Below are 22882 nucleotides of genomic sequence, written 5' to 3' on the forward strand. Positions count from 1 at the left end.
AACGTAGATCATGCGAGCAACCATTTTTTTACTATTTGCCCTCATTACCGCATCGGTGGTAACGGCTCAAAATAAAGGAAGCAAGCCACAGCGCAGTACTATCACCATGAGCGGCACTGATATAGACGGCTACTTCCAGGTAGAACAACTACCCGCTGTAAGCGAAGTGTTGGTGCGAAAAATGAAGCCTGCCGGTGAGCGTTTCCCCGCAGACAGCGCAAAATATATCACCTGGAGCACCAACATCAGCGAACCGGTAATGGTGACACTGGCGTTACGGGGCAAAGAAGTAAGCTCGTCGCAGAAAGTATACCTGGAACCCGGCGACTCACTGAGTATTATATTCAACGGGAAAAACGAAGGCCTCCTGATGGATACGCTTCAGTCTAAAGCCGGCACATTGAATAATGTATTGGCATGGTATGAATATAACAGCTACAAAGTGATGGATGATATGTGGACGGGCCTGGACGAAAATAAAGCGACCATTTCTACCATGGAAGCACATTTGCAGCGCATGAAAACACTGTATGCCAGCGCAAAGCAATTGACGGGTTATAATAATTACCTGGAGGTGCTGTATGAATATAGTTTAATCACTATCCGCAATGCTTACAGCTGGTACTACGATGAAAATAAAATTACGCCAGCCCTGCCATCCGCATTAATAGCGCCAGCCTATAATGATAAAGCTTTTGAGCTGGTGAATAAACCGGTGTTTGTGAAGTACATCCTTCCGGAAGAAGCAAGAAGAGGATTCTTCTTTACCTACGACTGGATGCTGAATCAACGCTATAAAAGCGCCATGGTTGGTATGAGTGATAGCGCTAAAGTGCTTTTCCTGGGACAGAAAATATTGCAGGTAAACAAGTATGCGCCATTTAAGGAAGTGGCCAGGTTCGTGTATGTAAAGAACACCTATTTTTCTTATCTCAATAAACATTACACAACAAACCAACTGCCCATTGCGCGCAAGCTCGCGATGGCTGCCAGCGAGCCTATAAAAGATACGGCTTTTCAGAACCGTTTACAGCAACTGATTGCCACCATGGGAAATGTATTGCCAGGCACACCAGGGCTCAATTTTGCCCTGGAAGATCATAAAGGGAAAATCTGGCATTTCAGCGACCTTAAAGGAAAAGCGGTGTATGTGGATGTATGGACCACCTGGTGTGGTCCCTGCCGCGCAGAAGCACCACTTTTTGAAAAAATGGCGGCTGATTATGCCGGTAAGGATATCGTGTTTTTAGGTATTTCGGCAGATAAGCCTAAAGACAAGGCCACCTGGGTAGAAATGGCCGGCCACAAGCAAACATTACAACTGTATTCCGGCGAAAAAACGGCTTTCATGCAGTATTACCAGGTGCCTGGCTACCCTACTTTCCTGCTTTTTGATAAAGAAGGAAAAGTGGTGAGTGCAAATGCGCCCAGGCCCAGCGCGGAAAGTACCATCAAAGAAGCGATTAATAAACTTTTGTAGTACCAATAGGGGTAGCACCTGAATAGCTGCGTCCTGTGTACAAGGGGCATTAGCTCTCCTTCCGCCATAGTTTTTCTTTAAAAGGGGGACGCATTAGCGTCCCTCTTTTATTTATATCCTGCAGCCTGCAACTCAAACAGCTCCGCATATCTTCCTTTTTTTGCCAGCAGTTCTTCATGACTGCCTATTTCTACTAAAGCCCCCCTTTCCAATACCAGTATGCGATTGGCCATGCGCACGGTGGAAAACCGGTGAGAAATCAACACAGCCGTTTTATGACGGGTAAGATCCGCAAAGCGGAGAAATACATTGTATTCTGCCCGTGCATCCAGTGCAGAAGTAGGCTCGTCCAATATCAGCAGTTGCGCATCTTTCATGTAAGCCCGCGCCAGTGCGATTTTCTGCCATTCACCGCCAGATAGTTCTATCCCCTGGTGGAAACGGCGCCCCAGCATTTGCTGATAGCCCTGTGGCATTTTTTCAATGAGCGGATAAGCCAGGCTTTGTTGGGCGGCATCCTCAATCATATCCTGGTTGCCGCTTTGGGCGATATTACCCACTGCAATATTTTGCGATACCGTCATCTGATAGCGCTGGAAATCCTGGAATATAACGCCTACATGTACACGTAATTCTTTCAGATCATATTCCCGGAGGTCAACCCCATCTAGTAAAATCCGGCCTTCTACCGGATCATACAGGCGGGACAATAGCTTTACCAGCGTGGTTTTGCCAGCACCATTCTCCCCTACCAGCGCCAGCTTTTCGCCGGCATGTAAGGTGAAATTCAAATGACGGATGGCCCATTTGTCGGAATTGATATATTTAAAACCTACATCTTCAAAAGTAAATCCCTGTTGTATAGGTTGTGGAAATGGCCGCGGGTGCACCGGTGCTACCATTTTGGGCTGCATCTCAAAATATTCAAACAAGTCCCGCAGGTATAATGCGCCCTGCGTTACACTGGAGAAGCGAATTAAAATACCTTGGAAGGTGGTACGCAATTGCCGGAATGATCCCGCCAGGAATGCAAGATCGCCAATACTGAGATGTCCGCTGATGGTTCGCAGAATGATGATCACGTAAGCGGCATAATAGCCCGCTGCGCCCAGTATGGCAAAGACAGTACCCCAGGTGGCATCCCTTACCTGTAAGTCTTTCTTATCGGTATAAAACTTATTGGAGATAGTCCGGAAGCGGTTGATCAGGAAATTTGAAAGATCAAATACTTTCACTTCTTTCGCTGTTTCATCGCTGGCGCCGAGGTAGCGGATATAGTCCAGCTCCCGCCTGTCGGAGGTTTGGCCCCAGGCTAGTTTGTAGTACAGGTCGTTAAAATGCGATTCATTTAAGAACGCAGGAATTACGGCGAGCAACAACAATAGTATCAGCCAGGGATTGAATAATACAAGGCCCGCCGCCAGGAATATAATGGTAATAATATCCTGTATCTGGCTCAATACCTGTGCCAGCAGCACGGTTCGCCCGGTTGTTTGTTGACGCGCACGTTCCAGTTTATCATAGAAATCGGCGTCTTCAAACTGATCTAAATCCAGCGAGGCGGCATGTTCCATGATTTTCACAGAAGTGTGGTTGGCGAAGAGATCGCCCAACAGCCCGTCCAGTAGGGAAATAACGCGACCCAATCCATCAGATATAATCGCCAGTCCAAATTCTATGGCTACCAGCTGCCATAGCCAGGTGGTAGAATGATGCGGGTCTTTGTTCAGGTGCACTACCTGGTCAATGATCAGTTTACCTACATAAAGTAAGGATAAAGGCATGGCTGATTGCGCCACCCGTAATATGCTATTGGCAATTGTCAAACCGGGGCTGGTTTGCCATACCATGCGAAAAAATGCCGGTAGGTTTCGTAAGGCTGCCAGTCGCTCTTTAAAGGTTAATTTTTCGTCCTTGCCCGAACGTCGTCCTTTTGCACTCATGAGGGTAATTTACAAAAATTGTTTCTTTCATCCCGGCGCCTGGGCTGGAAGGAAGCAATGTTGCCTGGAATTTATCTCCCATAGCTTCCCGAATTTGTTGATTTCCAACTTCAATGTCTGTTTTCCCAGGATGGCAAATGTGAATAACATATCACCGCTTATGTATATTTATCAAGTTGATCATTCCATTTTTTCTTTACATTTGAGTTCATCATGTGAAAAATCGGGTTTGCTATGATTTTATTGATAAGTTCCTTTGTAATCTGCTGTGCAGTGGTAATGGCAGCAGTAGTATATGCGATTAATACGCAGTCCAAACAGTGGGCGGAATCCGAAAACTAGGAGTTCAGTCGCTCCATAAGGGCATATTTGTTAAATAATTAAGCTTTTCAGTAGGGGGATGCGCGCTGCGGCTGCGTCATACCTGCGTACTGTAGCTTTTTATTTATCTAGTAACTATTGATATGCGCGAAAAAAGGAATGTGCTAACGTTTTTGGCGGAAAGGGAATGGTTGGTCCTCTCCTTGTGGTTTGGATTAGCCTTCGTGGGCGCTGTTGTGGATATATCCCGGAACAATTTTAATAATTTTAAAATATTTAGGAACGTATTCTTTCACGTGCTGCATCAGCAATCCCTCTACATTCCTTATCCCAAAGAATATTACGACGTAAACCTTTATGGGCCGGTATTTAGTATTGTGATTGCACCATTCGCCGCGCTGGAGCCTCACATAGGCGCCGTTTTATGGGCAATGGCCGGTGCTGCCGCACTTTTTTATGCGATTCGTCAGCTTCCGCTCAATCGCATGCAGCAAAATATCATCCTGTTACTGTGTACTTCGGAATTGATGGGCGCCAGTGGATGGTTCCAGCTCAACCAGTTTATAGGAGCTTTCATCATATTGACCTTCACCTATACGATTAAAGGAAAGGAGCTATGGGCTACCTTTTTCATCGTATTAGGTACCCTCACCAAGTTTTATGGTATCGTAGGACTCGCATTTTTCTTTTTTAGTCCTAATCCGAAACGCTTTATTGCCGGACTCCTGCTATGGGCTGCCGTAATGTTTGCCTTGCCCATGGCTATTTCATCTCCCAGCTATATCGTTCGTTGTTATAACGAGTGGCTGCCGGCACTGGTGGCTAAAAATGCGCAAAATGGTGGAGAAGCCCACCCGTTTCAGGATATTTCCGCTGGTGGATTTATTAAACGGGTATTCCGTGTTCCGGAATTAAGCAATCTGGCAGTCTTGATTCCGGCAATTGTAATATTCCTGTTGCAATATACCCGGTTAAAGTTTCGATATAACTCCCGCTACCGCTTATACATCTTATGCTCTACGCTGATGTTCCCGGTACTTTTTAGCAGCAGCTCAGAGTCGCCTACCTACATCATCGCGATCCCGGCCATCTGTATCTGGTATGTGATGCAGCCTTCTACAAAGTGGAATAACGTATTCATCTTTTTTGCCATTTTGCTGGTAAGCTTCTCCCATTCAGACGTGGTAACACCCTGGGTGAGGAAAAATCTGGCCATTCCATATGCGCTGAAAGCCTTACCCTGCCTGATGTTGTGGCTCATGATTGCGTATGAAATCTTTACAAAGAAGTTTTTGTTGAAAAAGGAAGACGCCACTCCACCGGTGCGGCAGTTAGCGCCCATCGCCCAGGTATAAAAAAATTAACTAAAAAAGTAATAATCAGGCCGTAAATTGCCAGATTATTAAAGGTTTTTGATTATGAACACGGGATTCAAGATAGGTGGCGCATTGGCGTTATCTGCATTGCTGACTCACGGCATACAGGCAGATGCTCAGAAGAAAGAAACATTTGTAGAAAGTAAATCAGTAGCTTCAGTAGATCCATACATTGGCTCCGGTGGACATGGACACGTATTCGTTGGCGCCAGTGTTCCTTACGGCGCAGTACAAACGGGTCCTACCAATATTGTGAAGGGCTGGGATTGGTGCTCCGGCTATCATTACTCAGACAGCGTGCTGATAGGTTTCTCCCAGATGCACCTGAGCGGCACCGGTATCGGCGACCTCGGCGATGTACTGGTAATGCCTTACACCGGTAAAGTAAGAACCAACAGAGGTACACAGGAAGATCCTACTTCAGGATATGGCTCCCACTACACACACGAACGTGAAACCGTTCGCCCGGGCTACTACGCCGTACAGTTGGACGATTACAAGATCAAAGCAGAACTCACCGCGTCAGAAAGAGTAGCCTTACACAGGTATACTTTTCCGAAAGATCAGCAAGCAAATATCATTATTGACCTGAAAGAAGGTATCGGCTGGGATGCACCAGTAGAAACATTTATCCGTCAGGTAGATGAATACACACTCGAAGGTTACCGCTACTCCAAAGGTTGGGCGGAAGACCAGCGCCTGTGGTTTGCTATCAAATCTTCCGTGCCGGTAAAACAATTCCTGGTATTTGATGGAGATACCCAACAAACCGGTAATTCCGTAAAGTCAAAAACCGCCAAAGGCGTTATTGTTTTTGATAAATCCCCCGGACAAGTAATGCTGAAAGTAGGCATCTCCCCTGTTAGCAGCGAAAACGCACTGGCTAATATCAAAGCGGAAATTCCAGGCTGGGACTTCGCTAAAGTGGTAAATAGCGCTAATGCCAAATGGGATAAGGAACTGTCTAAAGTAAAAATTGAAACAAAAGACAACGCGGCCCGCCGCGTGTTCTATACTGCATTGTATCATACCATGATTGATCCGGCATTGTTCAATGATCATGATGGTAGCTACCGCGGTACCGACAAAAAAGTATATCCTAATCCGGGCTTCGATAACTATTCTGTTTTCTCCCTGTGGGATATTTATCGCTCCTGCGCGCCATTGAGTACTATCCTGCATCCTGATAAGGTGAACAGCTTTGTAAACGCTATGCTCGCTATCTACAAACAGCAGGGTAAATTACCTATCTGGCACCTGAATGGCAACGAAACCAATTGCATGGTAGGCTATCATGCCGTGCCTCCTATTGTAGACGCTTACCTGAAAGGCTTTACCGGCTTCAATGCAGAAGACGCATTTGCCGCTATGAAAGCCTCTTCTACCCGCGATGACCTCGGCGTGAAATATGTAAAAGAGTTAGGCTATATTCCTGCAGATAAAGAATATGAATCCGTTTCAAAAGCACTGGAATATGCCATCGACGACTGGTGTATTGCTGCCATGGCAAAGAAAATGGGTAAAACTGCCGACTACGAATATTATAAAAAACGTGCAGGCTACTATAAAAACTATTTCGATAGCAACATCCGCTTTGTACGTCCACGTATGAGCGATGGTAGCTTCAAAACACCTTACGATCCGTTTAACTCTATCCACGAAAAAGGTGATTTCACGGAAGGTAATGGCTGGCAATATACCTGGCTGGTACCACAAGATGTAGAAGGGTTAATTCATCTCATGGGCGGCGACGATGCCTTTACCCGTAAGCTCGATAGCCTCTTCACCGCTAAAGGTGATATGGGGGCAGAAGCTTCCAGCGATATCTCCGGTTTGATAGGTATGTATGCACACGGTAATGAACCTAGTCATCACGTTACTTATATGTTCCCATTCGCTGGTTACCAATGGAAAACTGCGGAGAAAGTAAGACAGGTAATGAAAGAATTCTATTTCGATAAACCAGAAGGGCTGGCCGGTAATGAAGATTGCGGTGCTATGTCATCCTGGTATGTGTTTTCTTCCCTGGGCTTCTACCCTGAAAACCCTGCCAGTGGCGTGTATGTATTAGGCAGCCCACTGTTTGATAAAGCTACTATCAACGTAGGTGGAGGCAAAACCTTTACGGTACAGGCCATCGGTAACAGCGCGGAGAATATTTATATTCAAAGCGTTACCCTCAATGGAAAGCCTTACAGCAAAAGCTTTATCACACATCAGGACGTCATGAAAGGCGGTACTTTGGTAGTGAAGATGGGCAACAAACCTAACTACGATTTCGGTAAAGCGCCTGCAAACAGACCTGCAAACGTGCTGTAGCGGATTTTGTCTTTGTACAGGATTAGACTGATTATACTGATTCTTATTTTTGATTTTTAAGAGTATAAATAAATTATAAAAGATTAGGGGAGATAAAAAGCATATTCGCTTTTTATCTCCCCTAATCTTTTATAATCAAAAAATGAAAATCAGTATAATCAGTCTAATCCTGTACAAAGACAAAACTCGCTTACGCGCTCTCTCCCAATATCCGCAGTACTTCCGGTGTTACCTCGCCAAAAATAGAAACCCCGGCCGCGCCATTCTGAATAGCCAATCTTACCGCCTCCGCTAACTCAGTATAGTTGCCGTGGAAGTCAGGTAAATAAAGCCCGGCATACAGCGGAAACGCGCCATGCAGTCCTTTCACACCTTCTGCTACAGCATCTCCGATCCAACTCACATTTTCACGGTAGAAGCCATGATAAATCATGGGACATATTGCATTCAACGGCCAGTTGGTCCAGTCTTGCCGCACAATACGTTTGGCTATTTCAGGCGTTGGGAATACCGCTGCTGAAATGGGCTTTTTATGTTGACGGGCTACCTGTGCCAGGTTGTTCACTACATTGGTAATACGATCGTATCGGAACTTGCGCCAGGATGGGCTTTGATCGGGATGCTCTATCTGTAGCGGATCAATGCCATTCTTTTCCTTATAAGCATTGCGGCATTGTTCGCAATAGCAGAAATCATATTCCGGTAGTTCTTTCGACTGATCAATACCATAGTGGCTCCACAGGTTTACAGGCAATATCACATCACAGAAACGTACGTAATCCAGGTGAATTCCATCTACATAATCAAGCGAGAGAATCTTTTCCACCTGGCTTTTCAGATAGTTTACCACTTCTGGTTTGCTGGGACAAAGCCATCTGTAGTAGTCTACGTATGGTGGATGATCTGCGCAGGATTCGCCTTTGCGGTTCTTTGCATACCATTCCGGATGGCTCGCCAGCAGGTCTTTTTCTCCACGGTTCATTGTCCATATCCAGCGATGAGCTTTGATACCATTGGCTTTGGCCGTTTTGAAGTGTAGTTCACTGTCTGCCTCAAACATAATATCCGTGATGCCTGCTTTTCTGTAAGTGGCGTACCTGGACTGTAATACAGCGGCGGTATCTTTAAGATCAGGATTGATCCACACGCGGTGTTGTACCACCGTTTTCTCCAGCAGCGGCGCCTTATTATCAGTGGCGGCAGCACTTACCGGTAAGGAAGGCTTCACTAGCGCCAATCCCCCGATACCTAATGATTTAATAAAAAGACGTTTATCCATATCCGTTATTTTCTGTTTTAAAACGTTCCCACAGCTTACCAGGTTACAATTTATCTTTTGCTATAGACCACTTTCCCTTCCTGGTTAATCGTCACCGTTCCCGCGAAGCTGCCGGTAATGCTGGCAGTAAATTGTGTACTGATGCCTTCCATTTTCAAATTATATGCCTGTCCGTTAGCACCGGTTTCTTTGGCGGGTAGCTTCAGTGCTTCCAGGTTGGCGGCATACTTGCCATTGCGGTATCTGTAGGCCAGTTGTGCGTAGTAAATACGCCATAGGTAAGCCTTGGCGTCTTCTGACGAGGGAAGTTGAAATACGGCTTTAGGTTGAGTGGTAAACAACAGGTAGCCCCATCTTTCTGGTGCATGCATATTGATGATATCCTGTGGCGACCAAACCCAGTTGTTTTCCGGTTTTTGTTGTTTCACATATTCACCGTTTTTGATATCAGTGTCCCACTCTACCCTGGAAAAATTAATCCGCCATAAAGTATTGTCAGCAGGACGTTGGTTGTTATTAAAGAAACTGAGTGCAGTAAATGGAATGGCCATTTCCACGGTCCATTCTTTATCAGTGTCTTTCGCATTATTAAGGGTGCCGTTTACGTGTACAGCAGTGCGGATTCCCCTGGTATCCCAGTTCAGGAGGGCTTCGCCGCCATTGCGGTAAGGCTTGCTCATAAACAGGTCCATGACGGTATTGAGGGCATTGATCTCTATTTCATAATATTGATGTGTATCGCCATCGGGGTCAATGAATACCTCAAAGTCGTTGTCGTGAAAAATGATGGCATCATGGTCACGCAGCGTGGCCCATATATGCGGCTCCTGCAGTTCAGCGGCAATATAGAGGTATTGATCATCCCACATCATTTTTACCCGGGTACGCAGCCGGGGAGTTGGTTTGGCTTTGCCTTCAATATCTTCAAAGTCAGCGCTCCATTCCACCTGCTTCCAGGAATCTTCCTCTATCTTGCCATCAATAGCTACATTTCCTTTTGTCCGGTAGCAGATATAGTGTTTAGGTGTACCGGTAAATGGTTTGAAGGCATCGGAGAAAGTTTGGGCGGAACTTGTCTTTCCCAGGATTATACTGATTATACTGATTATACTGATTATACCGATACTCTTTTTTATTAAAGGATATTTTGTTTTCATTGAAATTTATCGTTGAATAGTCTTCTAAATTCAAGGCTTGGCGCGCCAAAGTTAATAAGTAATCCTGTTTCCACGTTGTATGCTTTAAGATAACTTCGTGCCTGCGATAAATGCACTTGTTCTGTTACTGTTAATGCTTTTAGTTCTACACAAACCACATTTTCAACTATGAAGTCAGCTCTGCGTCCTCCCACATATAGTCCTTTGTAATATATTGGACTCTCTTTTTCTCTTTCGAAAATAATTCCCTTTTCTGTCATCTCAATTGCTAATGCACGCTGATATATCACCTCTTGAAATCCAGGGCCTAATATCCGATGAATATGCATGGCACATCCTATTATTTTACCAGTAAGCTCAGAATGCTTGTAGTCAGGGTTAATCATAAAGTAAGGAAAGGTTAAACAAACAATGCCACTAATTTAGCCAATTCACTATATTAAAAAAAGAGCCGGAATAAAATCCGGCTCAAGAAGTATTAAAAAGGTAAATAAAAAATCAAAAAAATAAAATCAGTCTAATCAGTCTAATCCTGATCCAGACAAATATTCGCTACCAGATCCGCACTCTCAGGCTATCTGCTCTGTACATACCATCTCCGGGTTTAAGTCCATACACTTCATAAAACGCATCTACATCGCTGAATGGTCCATTCACCCTGAATTTAGCAGGAGAATGTACATCTGTGAGCAGCTGTTTTGCCAGTGCTTCCTTTTTAGTATGATTCAGCCATCCCAGTGAATAGCCCATGAAATAGCGCTGTGCCGGAGAAAAGCCGGCAATTTTTTCGCCTTTCTTATACTGTTCAGTTTTCTTGAATGCTTCCCATCCCAGTAATATACCACCCAGATCTGCGATGTTTTCGCCGAGGGTAGCTTTACCGTTGATGTGTAAGCTGTCTACTACTACATATCCGTCGAACTGCTTTACCATTACGGCTGCACGATCATTGAATTTCTTTTCATCTTCTTTGGTCCACCAGCTTTTCAGGTTACCGGCGGCATCAAATTGTCTGCCTTCATCATCAAAGCCATGTGTAATTTCATGGCCAATGGTGGAAGCGCCGGCATAACCATATACGATGGCATCATCCAGCTCTTCGTCGCGTTTACCAGGAACGGTGAAGATACCAGCAGGCAATACAATTTCGTTGTTACTGGGGTTATAGTAGGCGTTGTAAGTTTGTGGTGTCATATCCCATTCTGTACGATCTACAGGTTTGCCCAGTTTCGCGATCTGGTAGTTTTGCCACCAATGCTCTGCAGCCTGCATGTTTGCATAGTAGGATTGATCCTTGATATCCATAGCAGAGAAGTCTTTCCACTTATCAGGATAGCCTACTTTTTTGGTGATTTTCGACAACTTGTACAATGCTTTTTGTTTGGTGCTGTCGCTCATCCAATCCAGGTGTTCGATACGGGTTTTCAGTTCTCCGCGTATTTCTTCTACCAGGTTTTCATATCTCTTTTTAGCTGTAGCATTAAAGAATTCTTTCGCAAAGAGTTGACCCAGTGCTTCGCCGATAGCGCCTTCTTCTGCATCCAGTACACGTTTCCAGCGAGGCTTCTGTTTATCTTGTCCTCTCATCAGGGTGCCATAAAAGGCAAAATCAGTATTGGCAATGGTATCACTCAACATACCGGCTGCATTATTGATGAGGTGCCATTTCATGTAATTTTTCCAGGTAGTCAGTGGTTGCGATTTCAGCGCGTTACTCAAGGTGGTAAAGAATTCTGGCTGACCCACAATCACGGTGTCAGCATATTGGGTGACACCTTGTTGTTTGAGAAAATCCACCCAGTCAACATTGCCGGCAATTTTATTCAATTGTGTCACGGCCATTTTGTGGTAGTTGGCTTCCGGATCACGGAGGGCTTCTAGCTTACGGCTGGACTTTGCCAGGATGGTTTCCAGTGCTACTACTTCAGCAGCAGCTTTTTTCGCAGCGGTGCTGTCCATGCCGGTGAACTGCAGCATCTTGGCCACATGTGCCGGATAGGCATTTCTTATTTTAGTGGTGCGTTCATCAGTGTTGAAATAATAATCGCGATTAGGTAAGCCTATTCCTCCTTGTCCAAATTGCACCAGCATTACTTCGCTGTTTTTGGCATCCTGCGCGATGTAAAAACTACACAGGGAAATGTTATGCGCTTTGGCGGCCAGTTGTACCAATTGAGATATACTGGTACCGGCATCAATAGCTTTTAGTTCTTCTTCAATGGGCTTGATGCCATCGGCATTTATTTTCACCGAGTCCATCCCACTTTTCCAGAAGGCAGCAATTTTTTTAGAAGTACCATCAGTGGGGTTTTCCACTGCTTTTTCGTTGATGGTACGAAGGCGTTTATAAAGCTCTTCCTGTACCAGGTTACCAATTCCCCAGGCGCTATATTCCGCTGGAATGGGATTGCGTTTTACCCAACCGCCATTGGCATAGTCAAAAAAATCTTGTGCGGGGTTAACCGTACTGTCTACATTAGCGGCAACGGCATCGGGCGTAGCTTGTTGGGCGTCTGCGCTTTTTTGTCCCTGGTTGCAGGCTACAAAACAAGCCATAGTGGCTATACCTGCTCCGGTAAGGATGTATTTCATCATAAGCTGTAGAGAATTTTGTTGTCGGGAGAAAGGTAATTATTTTTTTGTGACCCACCCTATTAAAATGGGCTTAATGGTAGCAGGATAATTTAAAGCAAATATTCGTTTTATATTGTATTTTGTCAGGAAGTCAACTCCTAACCCACTACACTATGATCAACAGACTTACATCCGGCCGTATTTTATCGATCGATGCATTTCGGGGCATTACTATTCTTGTCATGATTTTCGTGAATAGCGTATCTGGTGTAAGCGGTATTCCTTCCTGGATGCAGCATGCACTGGCGGAAGAAGACCGGATGACGTTTGTGGATGTAGTGTTTCCCTCTTTTCTTTTTATTGTAGGCATGTCTATTCCTTTTGCTATCAATAGTCGTTTGGCAAAAGGAGATAGCTTCTGGAAATTACAGCAGCATATTGCCTGGCGTACACTGGGCTTGTGGGTATTGGGTGTTTTTATGGTAAATGCAGAAGAATTAAATGCTGCGGCAACAGGGATGAGTACTGCTTTGTGGGCATTATTGTTTTACGCATGCGCCATATTGGTATGGAATGTATATACGTTCCAACAACGCTGGATTGGCTGGATGTTGAAAGGTATTGGACTGCTGGGACTACTGGTGTTAGGAATTATTTATCGTGGCGGAGATGGCAGTGAGCGGTTAAGTCCGCAGTGGTGGGGAATCCTGGGGCTGATTGGTTGGGCTTACCTGTATGCCTGTATTATTTATCAGTTGTTCAGGGGGAATGCGGGTGGTATTATGTTGATGATAGCTGCTTGTATTGGAGGCTATGCATTCATTCAACATCATCAGAACAGCTGGAGTCAGTTTACTTCGCAAAGCAGGAATCTGGCACACACATCTATTGTGTTGTGCGGCATGGTGGTATCACTGTTTTATTTTGATGAAGACCTGGGTTTAAAAGGCAGTAAGTTGGTGTCCAGGGTCACCGGGTTTTTAATCATGTTGTTGGTAGCAGCGTGGTTCCTGCGGCCTGCATTTAAGGTATCAAAAATTCATGCAACGCCCAGCTGGTGCTTATATAGCGCAGCCAGTTGTATCGCCGTATTTTCCTTTTTGTATTTTTTGATAGATGTAAAGCATATCAGTAAATGGACCGCATTTTTCCGCCCTGCCGGTGCTAATCCCCTCCTCACATATATCCTGCCCGACATTGTTTTCTATGGCATGTTACTGGCGGGCGTGGGCTTACCTGCTGTATTGGGGCAAGGTATTCCAGGTGTACTCTGGTGCGCCTTTTTTGCAGTCGCCATGTTGTTTGTTGTTAAAGGTTTAAATAAGCTGGGAATTCGTCTGCAACTGTAACATTCAGGTACCAACCTGCGTTATAATACGCGTAATGTAGAAATATATCTACGTGAAAACACAACGGTACACCTGAGTACCAGGTAGTAAGGAGATGGCATTTTGTTTGTCTCTGTTGCTACGGGTACAAAATTGTTTTATCCCAAAAAAATGTTCCCCCATGAAAAAAATTGCCGTGATATTGGTGATCGCAGGAGTGATTTTAGCTATCTTAGCGCAGTACGCCTACATCAACGACTGGATATGGTTTAAGGTATTCCACACGCTCGGATTTATAGGCTACATATTTATCATCAGCGGTCTTGCTTATTTTTCCCTGTGGTTAATTCATCAGTTTTCGCGCGATGAAAGAAACAGGATGAAGCGCTACCAGCACCGTCACAGCGGTGATGAAGCCAATACTGCGCAACGGTAACAATTTATGTCTGATATTTTCACACTCAAGTTTGAATACAAAGGTCATCCACACATCCTGGAAGTACAAACAGCGCATCAGCAATTTAAAACGGTGTACAAAGTGACCATTGCTGAACATGAAATAGTTTTTGAGCCAGATGAAGAAGGCTTTGTACGAGCCATCTCCAGCAAGCCATTACACGAGCATTTAAACACGGTGGATATCGGATTGTTACACCGCGTAGCAGAACTCATTGTTGAACATATTCAATAACATCAGGAGGTAGCTTCTCCGCTCTCTCCCCTGATTTCATCGCGTAATGTTTCGGGATCCCAGCCCTGTCCTTCGTCCAGCCAGGTTTTAACGCGGTCAGAAGAAATGAGTTTTTCCATTTCTTCAATACGCTCTTTCATAGAGTTGATATATTGTTTTTTATCATCGCGTAAGGCCGACAAGCCTTTCAGGGTGCGCTCATCCTGCCGGAAGAAAGTACGGGCTGCCCGTTCACTGTGATAAGCGCGCTGTCCCAGCATACGCAGTGCGTCAACGCCTACACGCAGCGAGGTGTCTACCGTTTCACGATAAATATGCAGTACACCCAGATCCATCAGCTCAAAGGTATCTTCATTATTTTCTGCTCTTACCAGCAATTGCAGGTGAGGGAAATAGCGTTGCGCCATCTTCACAATGTCGCGGGTTTGCTCCGGATGGTCTGTAGCAATGATCAGCATTTTAGCATCGGCAGCGCCCGCAGCGGCCAGCAGATCATAGCGGGACGCATCTCCATAATATACTTTAATACCCAGGTTATGTAATGCATCTACCCGGTCAGAATCCAGGTCCAGGATGGTAGCACTAATACCATTGGCACGGAGGAAACGCCCTGTCATGCTGCCAAAGCGACCGAAACCCGCTATAATCACCGGGTTCTTTTCATTGATGGCATCTGCCTCCCGCTCAGCAGCTACTTCAGAACGGGTAGAATATGGCTGTATTACTTTTTCATACAACAACATAATCAGCGGGGTAAGCGCCATGCTAATGGCCACCACGGCGGTCATCATAGCGCTCATTTCAGCACTCATCAAATGCGTTTGACTGGTAAAGGACAACAACACAAAGGCAAACTCACCGATATCCGCCAATGCAAAGGCAAACAGGAGGTTTTGATCTAAATTCAGTTTGAATATTTTACCCAATATCAGCAACACGATGCCTTTTAATACCATGATGCCAACTACCAAACCCATGATGAGCCAAGGTTGCGCCATGATCAACCGGAAGTCGATAGACGCGCCTACTGCAATGAAAAACAAGCCAAGCAATAATCCTTTGAAGGGCTCAATATCACTTTCCAGCTCATGACGATACTCACTGTTAGCCAGCACTACGCCCCCTAAAAAGGCCCCCAGCGCAGAGCTGAGACCCACCAGGTTCATCAGCACAGCAATGGCTACTACCATCAGTAAAGCGGTAGCGGTAAATAATTCACGTACCCGGGTACGGGCTATAATTCGCATGATGGGCCTTACCAGGTATCTGCCGGCAATAATAATCACAGCTACGGCTCCTAACACTACCAGCGTTTGTCCCCAGCCTGGTAGGTTATCCCGCAGGGAATGGGAATGCGAGGTGGTATCAGCCGCTGCATTGCCGGCCAGCAAAGGGAAAATGGCGAGCATCGGAATCACTGCAATATCCTGGAACAATAATACAGAGAAGGCGCTTTGCCCTGCGGCAGTACCCATCCACCCTTTTTCATTCAGCGTCTGCAATACAATGGCGGTGGAGGAAAGCGATAAAATCATTCCCAACGCCAGCGAGGTATTCAGCGGTTGCCCGATCAGGAATGCAATACCTGCTATGGCAGCAGCACTCAGCACCACCTGTAATCCGCCGAGCCCAAGAATAGATGCCCGCAATCGCCATAACAGTGCAGGTTCCAGCTCTATCCCGATTAAAAACAACATCATTACTACACCAAATTCCGCGAAGTGCATAATGTCTTCTCCTTCTCTGCCTATAAAACCCAGTAACGAAGGACCAATAATAATACCCGCTATCAGGTAGCCTAAAACGGCTCCCAGCCCCATTTTCTTGGCCAGCGGTACAAATACAATGGCTGCCGCCAGGTATACCATCGACTGAAATAAGAGTGAATGTTGATCCATGTTAACGGGTTTGTTCGGGTAGTTGAAGAATTTGATTCAGATAGTTTAGTGCAGGCAACGGTGTTGGATCAAATTTTTTGTCGCTTAATTTTTCCAACACCTGCGTCAGTGCAACAGCATCTTCTTTTATATCAGAAATATCCTGTCGGTGAACCCCATAAATCACATAGGGTGCCATGTAATGCATGTTGCACAATTTCGCGGTTTGCGAAAAAGGTAGCAGAAACTCATGAATCGTATGCCCATGGTGGCCTTCCGGATGATAGGATTGTTCAGAACCACCGGCACTGATAATGTTACCGAGGTATTTCCCCTGCAACGCTTTCCCGGTATGACCATACGCCCAGCCATGCTCCAGTACCAGGTCTATCCACTGCTTTATAATGGCAGGTGCGCTATACCAATAAAACGGATGCTGCAGGAGTATAATATCATGCTGCTCCAATAGTTTTTGTTCCCGCGTGGCATTGATATCCAGGTCAGGGTATTGCTCATACAGGTCATTGAAAGTAATGCCTGGTATATTTTTAATGGCACGTACCAACTGGAGGTGTACCCTGGATTTCTCCAATGCAGGATGTGCAAAATTTATCAGAACCTTGGCCATTTGACGAAAAGAGGATTTAATGGTAAAAGCAATGCTATCCTTCGGAATACTCTTGTAACAGTAACCGGTATTTATTGAGAATACTGGATTTAGAGATAAAACCTATCAGCCGTTTATCGTGTACTACGGGTAAGTTCCAGGCCTGTACGTCATCAAATTTTTTGATGACCGTGTTAATATTATCTTTTAAAGATACTACTGCCGGCGGCGGCTGCATCAGTTTTTTAACGGTTACAACATCATACAATTCCGGGTTAAACATAATCGGGCGGATATCATCCAGTGTAATAATACCTTCAAACAGTTGCTGATGATTGTTCACCGCTATAATATTTCTATGCCCCTCTTTTACGAGTTCAATCAGTTGACGTAAGGTAGCATCAATGGAAATGAGTTGCACATCTTTTTCTATCACATCTTCCATTTTTAGGAGCAGTAATATGTTGTTGTCGTGCGCCCGGGTAAATACTTTACCTTCTTTGGCCAGTTGTTTTAGTTCCGGGGAGATAGGGGAAAACCATTTTGCCATCAAAAAGGAAATGGTAGAAACAATCATCAACGGGATAAAGAGGTCATATCCGGAGCTGGATTCAGCAATCAGGAAGATGGCCGTTAGCGGTGCATACATCACCCCGGCCATTACCCCGGCCATTCCTACAATGACGAGGTTCGTCACCGGGATATCGGTCAGCCCCATTTGCTGGCATACCATGGCATAAAAGAAGCCAAGGAATCCGCCGGCAAACAGTGATGGTGCAAAGTTCCCGCCATTACCGCCACTCTGGATAGTTACAGACGCAGCCAGGGCTTTCAGTAAACATACACAACCGGTGAAAACAACCAGCATCCAGCTTTGCATGGGAAGATACCGGAAAAAACTATTCTGTAAAATAGCATTACCATCGCCGGAAGCCAGCGATTTTACACTACTGTATCCTTCACCAAATAAAGGAGGTAAAGCCACGCAAAGTGCCGACACCAGGATGCCTCCGAGTATAGCCCGCTGTAGGGCTGTCCATTTGAGGTGATGGAAAAAATGTTCTATTTTTTGGGAGATGACCACATAATATCTCGCATAAAATCCACTGATAATTCCCAGGGCTATATAGTAGGGCACATTGTGATAATTGAAGGCCACACGGGATTCGAAATGAAACAGGGCTTCTTCCTGTAAAATTATTTTCGATAATAAACTACCACATACGGCCGCCACGATCAGGGGCATGAAGTCGGAAAACACTACGCCTGTCAGCAATATTTCGAAGGCAAACATCATCCCGGCAATAGGAGCATTAAAGGCTGCAGCGATACCTGCGGTGGCGCCGGCTGCTAATAACAGGGTTCGTTCTTTATAGCCCAGGTGATATGTCCGCGCGAAGTTGGATCCTAACGCAGCACCCGTCACCGCAATCGGACTCTCCAACCCGGCCGAGCCTCCCAATCCTACTGTGATGGCGCTTTGCACAATCTGCGAATACATTTTTACCGGCGGAATAAGGCTGGAGTTCAGTGCTATTTCGTGTAATATGGCGGGAATGCCTTTTCTCGATTGCCCTTTAAAAAACCAGATTACCATTAACGTTGTCAGCACAATTCCCAGGAATGGAAACACCATATAAAAAATCACCTGTGTATGGAAATGTACTTTGTAGGTAATTACATAGTGGATATAGTGAACCAGGCTTTTTAAGATCACTCCGGCTAAACCGGCACTGCAGCCTACCAATATACCGGATAGCAAAAGGAATTGTTGCCGGTTCATTTTACTGTGCAGCCAATGTAAAGCCAGTTCATAGCTTTTAGCACGCCTTAGACTGTACTGTTCGAAATCCTTTTTAAATCGAAAAAAATGATGGTACTTCCGAAGGCGACTAAATTTACTCATGCAGCAAATTTAAGGATCAGAGCTCAATCAGTGCATAAACTTTATCGTTCATATATGGGCCGCCGGGATGACGGGCTGTATAGTCCAGGTTAATCCAGTATTCACCTTTTAATTCGTGATAATATATTTCGGTGACCAATGGCTTGGGAAAAAGGGTGACAATGGCTTGTTTCATAATTTCAAAATCTTCCCGGTCACCACAAAACAACTCGGGGTAAGCATGTCCTTTTATCAGTACAATACGGCAACGGGCACCAATAGATTGCAGGCAGGAGGTCATTAAAATGGAGTGGTCATCGCAGTCGCCGCCCAATCCATTTTGTATGGTTTCCTGTGGTGTAGCAAAATATTCATCGCGCCGGGAGTCCAGTACATATTTAAAATGACTGTTGATATAACGGAACAGTGAAAGAAAACGGGTGATTTTTCCGTATTTATAGAAATATTGGTCGTAATACTCGAGAGAGTGTTTTACAGAGAAGTTACGGACTACGGAATCCTGGAAGTTGACTTTTTCCCGTATACCCCTTACCGTTTTATCGCGATAGCTTTCTACCCTTCTGGGATAGAAGCTCAGGATGTCCAGTTGTTTGCTATCTTTTGCACCCAGGTTACCCTGCACCATTCCTTTATAGTCGTTGAGTACATTACTGAAAGTATAGCGCCCGGTATATTTATTAAATATCATTACACTGCAAGCCAATAAAAACACCGGGATGATGAGCGGCCGGAATATCCATCGAAGCAGATATACTATGCAGAAGCTTATTGCCACGGCTACCAACAAATCTACATGCCATCCATTAGCCACTAATGGTGGAATAAAACGATTCATGTAAGGTGCAAGTAGTGCTAACGTTAACAGGCTCAATAAATTGAGCAGTAGTAACTGTACCCGTGTGTATTTGCTTTCGTCAATGGCCATTATGCTACGCAATAAAGCAAAATTATGCCATAATTACCTCGCAAAATTTGAAACGGCCTGTTTAAACGATGTACTTTTTCTGATGAGTTCTATTTGCTGAACGGTATCATTTTTCTGTTTATCCATCTGCAATTGCTGATAGATTTTATTCAGCAAACCGAAATTCATGAGTGCCAGCACTTTGAAATCCAGCTTTTGTGCATTCTCTACTGCTGTTTCCGCTGTGCGAATGGCTTTATTGAATTCGTGTTCGTTAAAGTAGACGCCGGCATACAATAGTTTCTGTACAGATTCCAGGTACTTGCCACCGAAATAATCGGAGGAGTATTTTTTAATGACCTGGTCGGTATGTCTGCAAATTCGTGCAGCCGACGCCGTTTGTCCTAATCCAAGATAGGCTTGTGCCTGCCAGCAGAGGAGCGTCAAACGAAGCGAATCTGTTTTGCGGTGTTGTAAGGAAGGGTACGTTTCAAATATACTGGTGGTAAAATTCAGCAGGTGTTCATGGTCTTCCAGCAGGGTAAATACAATACCCATATTCCGGAATACAATTTCCTGTGGCTCTGTGATGGGTTTTTTCCCGCCTTTGGCGCCTGTCCAGTAACGGAAATAGTTGTAAATCTTTTCCCGGATATCTTCATTCACGATACCAAATTTGAGGAATTCGTAAATGAACAGTTGTATTTCATAAGGTGTTACCCACAGTTCATCTTCAAATTCATCTGCGGCATATATCTTTTTAATATTGTTGAGCTCTACTTCACATTGCTCTGCATCCAGTTGAAGCAGTGCCATGGTGAAGAGTTTGCTCCTGATTTTAAGTTTATCTTCCCGGGCTTCGGCCAATCCCAGCAGTGCTGCCAGTACTTTTCTTTTTCTGAAATGGATAAATTCGTCGCTGATAAAGGGGCCAATAAGGTTCTTTTTAAAGAAGCCTGCCGGGAAGATAGATTTAAGTTCTCCCTGGTTATTGCCATCGTGCTGGTAGTGTAGTACGAGGTATTCCAGCAGATGGGATTTTTCTATATTGGATAATGGTAAATGTAACATTTTGATGATGCCATCTATCTGGGCGTGATTGATAGCGTAGCGTAGGAGCCATCTGAAAACACCTATCCGGTAAGGGGATTGTGGCAAATGGTCCAATATGGCCATGAGCAGGGTTTCATTAATTTCCTGGCCGTTTTGTTTCAGGTAGTGCATTGCCACAAAATATTCCAGTAGCATGGTATGGGCGAAGCGCACCTTTACGTTGAACATAATTTCCTGGCTCAGGTTTTCTTCTACCAGGATATTATCTGCCAGTAACTCCTTATAAGCGGGGAATAATTCGGCATTTTGCGTGAGCAACAGGTTCTTGTCTGTATAAATTCCTGTTCTGCCAAGATCCAGCAGGGTCAGTAATTTTTCAATGATTTTTATTTTGAAAGAATTGCTTTGCGAGTTGAACACCCGGTTTTGGATGAATCGCGAAACAATCTCGAACAGGCTAAGGTGCTCATCTACAAATGTTTGATCTGGGCCGGTGTTGAGCTGGCAGAACAACTGCAGATAATATGGATACCTTAATTTCTGAAGAAAGGTTTCAGAAAACAGGCGTACGGTAGCCGGATCAAATTGGTGGTTATATAATATGGACTTCACCTCCTGCTCTGAGAGCTGGGGCATATTGATATTGGTTTCTTCATCCATTTCAGCGCCCAGGTACCAGTAGCGCCGGAAGGCGGGGTATTGTTGGGAGTGCTGGAATATTTCTGCCCAGGTGCTGCTCCGGATCGAAAGAATCACTTTCACCCAGGGATACAGGTCATTGGAGTATACAAAGTCTTCCAGTTTGGAATAAAGCAAGCGGAGTTTTTCGCCGGCAACTGCAATTTCATCGAATCCGTCTATTATTAATATAAGGCGTCCCCCCTTTTTATCGAAGTGGCTGGCGAAATATTCGCGGAAGTTTTCACCGTTGCCCAGGTTCATTTGGTTGTCGAGCCAGGTGGAAAGGGAAAAGCCTTTCAGCAACAGGCTGCCTGCAGCATGTGCGTGAATAAACCAGCAGATATCTCTTTTATACCGGGCTTCTTTCCCAAACCAGCAGTGTTCTGCCATATGTACAAGGGCGAGCGATTTACCCCATCCGGAGGGAGCAATTAATGCGGTAGCCGCATAGTCGCTCTCCAGGAACTTCTCAATATGTGCATTACAATACGGCCGGTGTACGGTATACGGGAAGGCAATACCTGAGCGGTTTTTGAGGGTAAGGATGGTGTAATGGGATACAGCATCCGCTTTACTTTTAAGGTCGAGCCACTTTGTAGGATCAAATACAGGAACATTCATGTTTTCGCTGGTAAACACCGGCTCATTATTCAGCATCCTGTAATGATGTTGCTGAAAATCTTCCCAGTCTTTATACTGACAGTATTGCGAAAGTGTGTTCAACGTATATCTGGAGAAGCTGTGTTGAGCCACAGCAAAACCAAACACCCGTTTGAGCGTAGTTTCGCTCACCAGTTTCGTGGTGTCATCCAATATGGACTGAGAGAGATGTTTGCAATCTCCTGGCAATATGACTTCAACACCGAACCTGCGTAAAACTTCGTTCTGCAAGGTGACGATAAAGTCATAGGATAGATCAATCATAGGGGACAATAAAATGGATTTTCGAATTGTCGGTACAAGTTTAATTACGTACGCTATCTGCGTTTAGATTTGGAAAAACACGAATGAACAAAATGAACAAGAAATATTAAATTGAATTATATATATAAAATAAATAAATAAGATTTGCGCGCTCTTTAATTATAATCTGAATATCATATATAAATATGAGTATTACAATATAGTATTATTATATGAAATATTATTATATATTATTTTTTTGTTTTTTGACCTTCCAGCAGGGGTTCCAAAATATTTGTTGGATGCCCGAAAAAAAATAATCAGTGGCAGCGGGGTTTAACGCCCTTAACTGCTCAGTTCCCTAAAAACGGGATATTGAATAATACGAATGAATGAAATGAACAGGAAATTCAGACATTGAACAAAGTGAACCGGGAAAATGGAATGAACAAAAAGAGCCTTCGATAAACCACCCCTTCAGTA

The 22882-nt window shown here is 44.6% G+C and carries 16 protein-coding genes; 6 read left to right on the forward strand and 10 right to left on the reverse strand.

Going from position 1 to position 22882, the window contains the following annotated elements:
• Positions 1-10 precede the first annotated feature (10 nt).
• Positions 11-1480, forward strand: coding sequence for a redoxin domain-containing protein (locus AC5ZC7_RS30550; protein ID WP_496161188.1), 1470 nt, complete (start codon positions 11-13; stop codon positions 1478-1480).
• A 107-nt stretch (positions 1481-1587) separates the two neighbouring features.
• Here the strand turns inward: AC5ZC7_RS30550 and AC5ZC7_RS30555 are convergent, their stop codons facing one another.
• On the reverse strand, positions 1588-3423 hold the full coding sequence (locus tag AC5ZC7_RS30555; RefSeq protein ID WP_496161189.1) for an ATP-binding cassette domain-containing protein: 1836 nt from the start codon (positions 3421-3423) through the stop codon (positions 1588-1590).
• A 464-nt stretch (positions 3424-3887) separates the two neighbouring features.
• On the opposite strand from AC5ZC7_RS30555, the gene AC5ZC7_RS30560 reads away from it, so the two are divergent.
• On the forward strand, positions 3888-5099 hold the full coding sequence (locus tag AC5ZC7_RS30560; RefSeq protein ID WP_496161190.1) for a glycosyltransferase 87 family protein: 1212 nt from the start codon (positions 3888-3890) through the stop codon (positions 5097-5099).
• A 63-nt stretch (positions 5100-5162) separates the two neighbouring features.
• A complete protein-coding gene (locus AC5ZC7_RS30565; RefSeq protein WP_496161191.1) occupies positions 5163-7439 on the forward strand; it encodes a GH92 family glycosyl hydrolase in 2277 nt (758 codons plus the stop codon).
• A gap of 190 nt (positions 7440-7629) precedes the next feature.
• On the opposite strand, the gene AC5ZC7_RS30570 is transcribed toward AC5ZC7_RS30565, so the two are convergent.
• The 4 genes from AC5ZC7_RS30570 to AC5ZC7_RS30585 all read right to left on the reverse strand — a co-directional run bounded on the left by AC5ZC7_RS30570 (position 7630) and on the right by AC5ZC7_RS30585 (position 12470).
• Positions 7630-8718, reverse strand: coding sequence for a family 10 glycosylhydrolase (locus tag AC5ZC7_RS30570; RefSeq protein ID WP_496161192.1), 1089 nt, complete (start codon positions 8716-8718; stop codon positions 7630-7632).
• A gap of 50 nt (positions 8719-8768) precedes the next feature.
• Positions 8769-9875 carry a carbohydrate-binding family 9-like protein gene (locus tag AC5ZC7_RS30575; protein ID WP_496161193.1) on the reverse strand — a complete coding sequence of 369 codons (1107 nt, stop codon included), beginning with the start codon at positions 9873-9875 and terminating at the stop codon, positions 8769-8771.
• On the reverse strand, positions 9872-10261 hold the full coding sequence (locus tag AC5ZC7_RS30580; RefSeq protein ID WP_496161194.1) for a GxxExxY protein: 390 nt from the start codon (positions 10259-10261) through the stop codon (positions 9872-9874). The genes AC5ZC7_RS30575 and AC5ZC7_RS30580 overlap by 4 nt, the downstream gene beginning before the upstream one ends.
• Positions 10262-10427: 166 nt before the next feature.
• Positions 10428-12470 (reverse strand): M13-type metalloendopeptidase, encoded by a 2043-nt coding sequence (locus tag AC5ZC7_RS30585; RefSeq protein ID WP_496161195.1) that lies wholly within the window; start codon positions 12468-12470, stop codon positions 10428-10430.
• A gap of 152 nt (positions 12471-12622) precedes the next feature.
• On the opposite strand from AC5ZC7_RS30585, the gene AC5ZC7_RS30590 reads away from it, so the two are divergent.
• From AC5ZC7_RS30590 to AC5ZC7_RS30600, 3 genes are all read left to right on the forward strand, one after another.
• Complete coding sequence (locus tag AC5ZC7_RS30590) at positions 12623-13798, forward strand: DUF5009 domain-containing protein (RefSeq protein WP_496161196.1); 1176 nt, start codon at positions 12623-12625, stop codon at positions 13796-13798.
• Positions 13799-13958: 160 nt separating this feature from the next.
• Positions 13959-14213 carry a hypothetical protein gene (locus tag AC5ZC7_RS30595; RefSeq protein ID WP_496161197.1) on the forward strand — a complete coding sequence of 85 codons (255 nt, stop codon included), beginning with the start codon at positions 13959-13961 and terminating at the stop codon, positions 14211-14213.
• Between the two features lie 6 nt (positions 14214-14219).
• Positions 14220-14468 carry a hypothetical protein gene (locus tag AC5ZC7_RS30600; RefSeq protein WP_496161198.1) on the forward strand — a complete coding sequence of 83 codons (249 nt, stop codon included), beginning with the start codon at positions 14220-14222 and terminating at the stop codon, positions 14466-14468.
• 2 nt (positions 14469-14470) lie between these two features.
• Here AC5ZC7_RS30600 and AC5ZC7_RS30605 read toward each other — a convergent pair whose 3' ends face one another.
• From AC5ZC7_RS30605 to AC5ZC7_RS30625, 5 genes are read right to left on the reverse strand one after another with little or no spacing between them, the layout of a single operon-like run.
• The gene (locus tag AC5ZC7_RS30605) at positions 14471-16366 is read right to left on the reverse strand and encodes a monovalent cation:proton antiporter-2 (CPA2) family protein (protein ID WP_496161199.1); all 1896 of its coding nucleotides are present in this window, start codon (positions 16364-16366) and stop codon (positions 14471-14473) included.
• A 1-nt stretch (position 16367) separates the two neighbouring features.
• On the reverse strand, positions 16368-16973 hold the full coding sequence (locus tag AC5ZC7_RS30610; protein ID WP_496161200.1) for an NAD(P)H-dependent oxidoreductase: 606 nt from the start codon (positions 16971-16973) through the stop codon (positions 16368-16370).
• Positions 16974-17007: 34 nt separating this feature from the next.
• Positions 17008-18858 (reverse strand): chloride channel protein, encoded by a 1851-nt coding sequence (locus tag AC5ZC7_RS30615; protein WP_496161201.1) that lies wholly within the window; start codon positions 18856-18858, stop codon positions 17008-17010.
• Positions 18859-18874: 16 nt separating this feature from the next.
• Positions 18875-19783: a transglutaminase domain-containing protein gene (locus tag AC5ZC7_RS30620; RefSeq protein ID WP_496161202.1), complete on the reverse strand. Its 909-nt coding sequence runs from the start codon at positions 19781-19783 to the stop codon at positions 18875-18877.
• Positions 19784-19816: 33 nt separating this feature from the next.
• Positions 19817-22420: an NACHT domain-containing protein gene (locus tag AC5ZC7_RS30625; RefSeq protein WP_496161203.1), complete on the reverse strand. Its 2604-nt coding sequence runs from the start codon at positions 22418-22420 to the stop codon at positions 19817-19819.
• Positions 22421-22882 lie beyond the last annotated feature (462 nt).

The organism is Chitinophaga sp. 9-1-y (genome assembly GCF_059511905.2).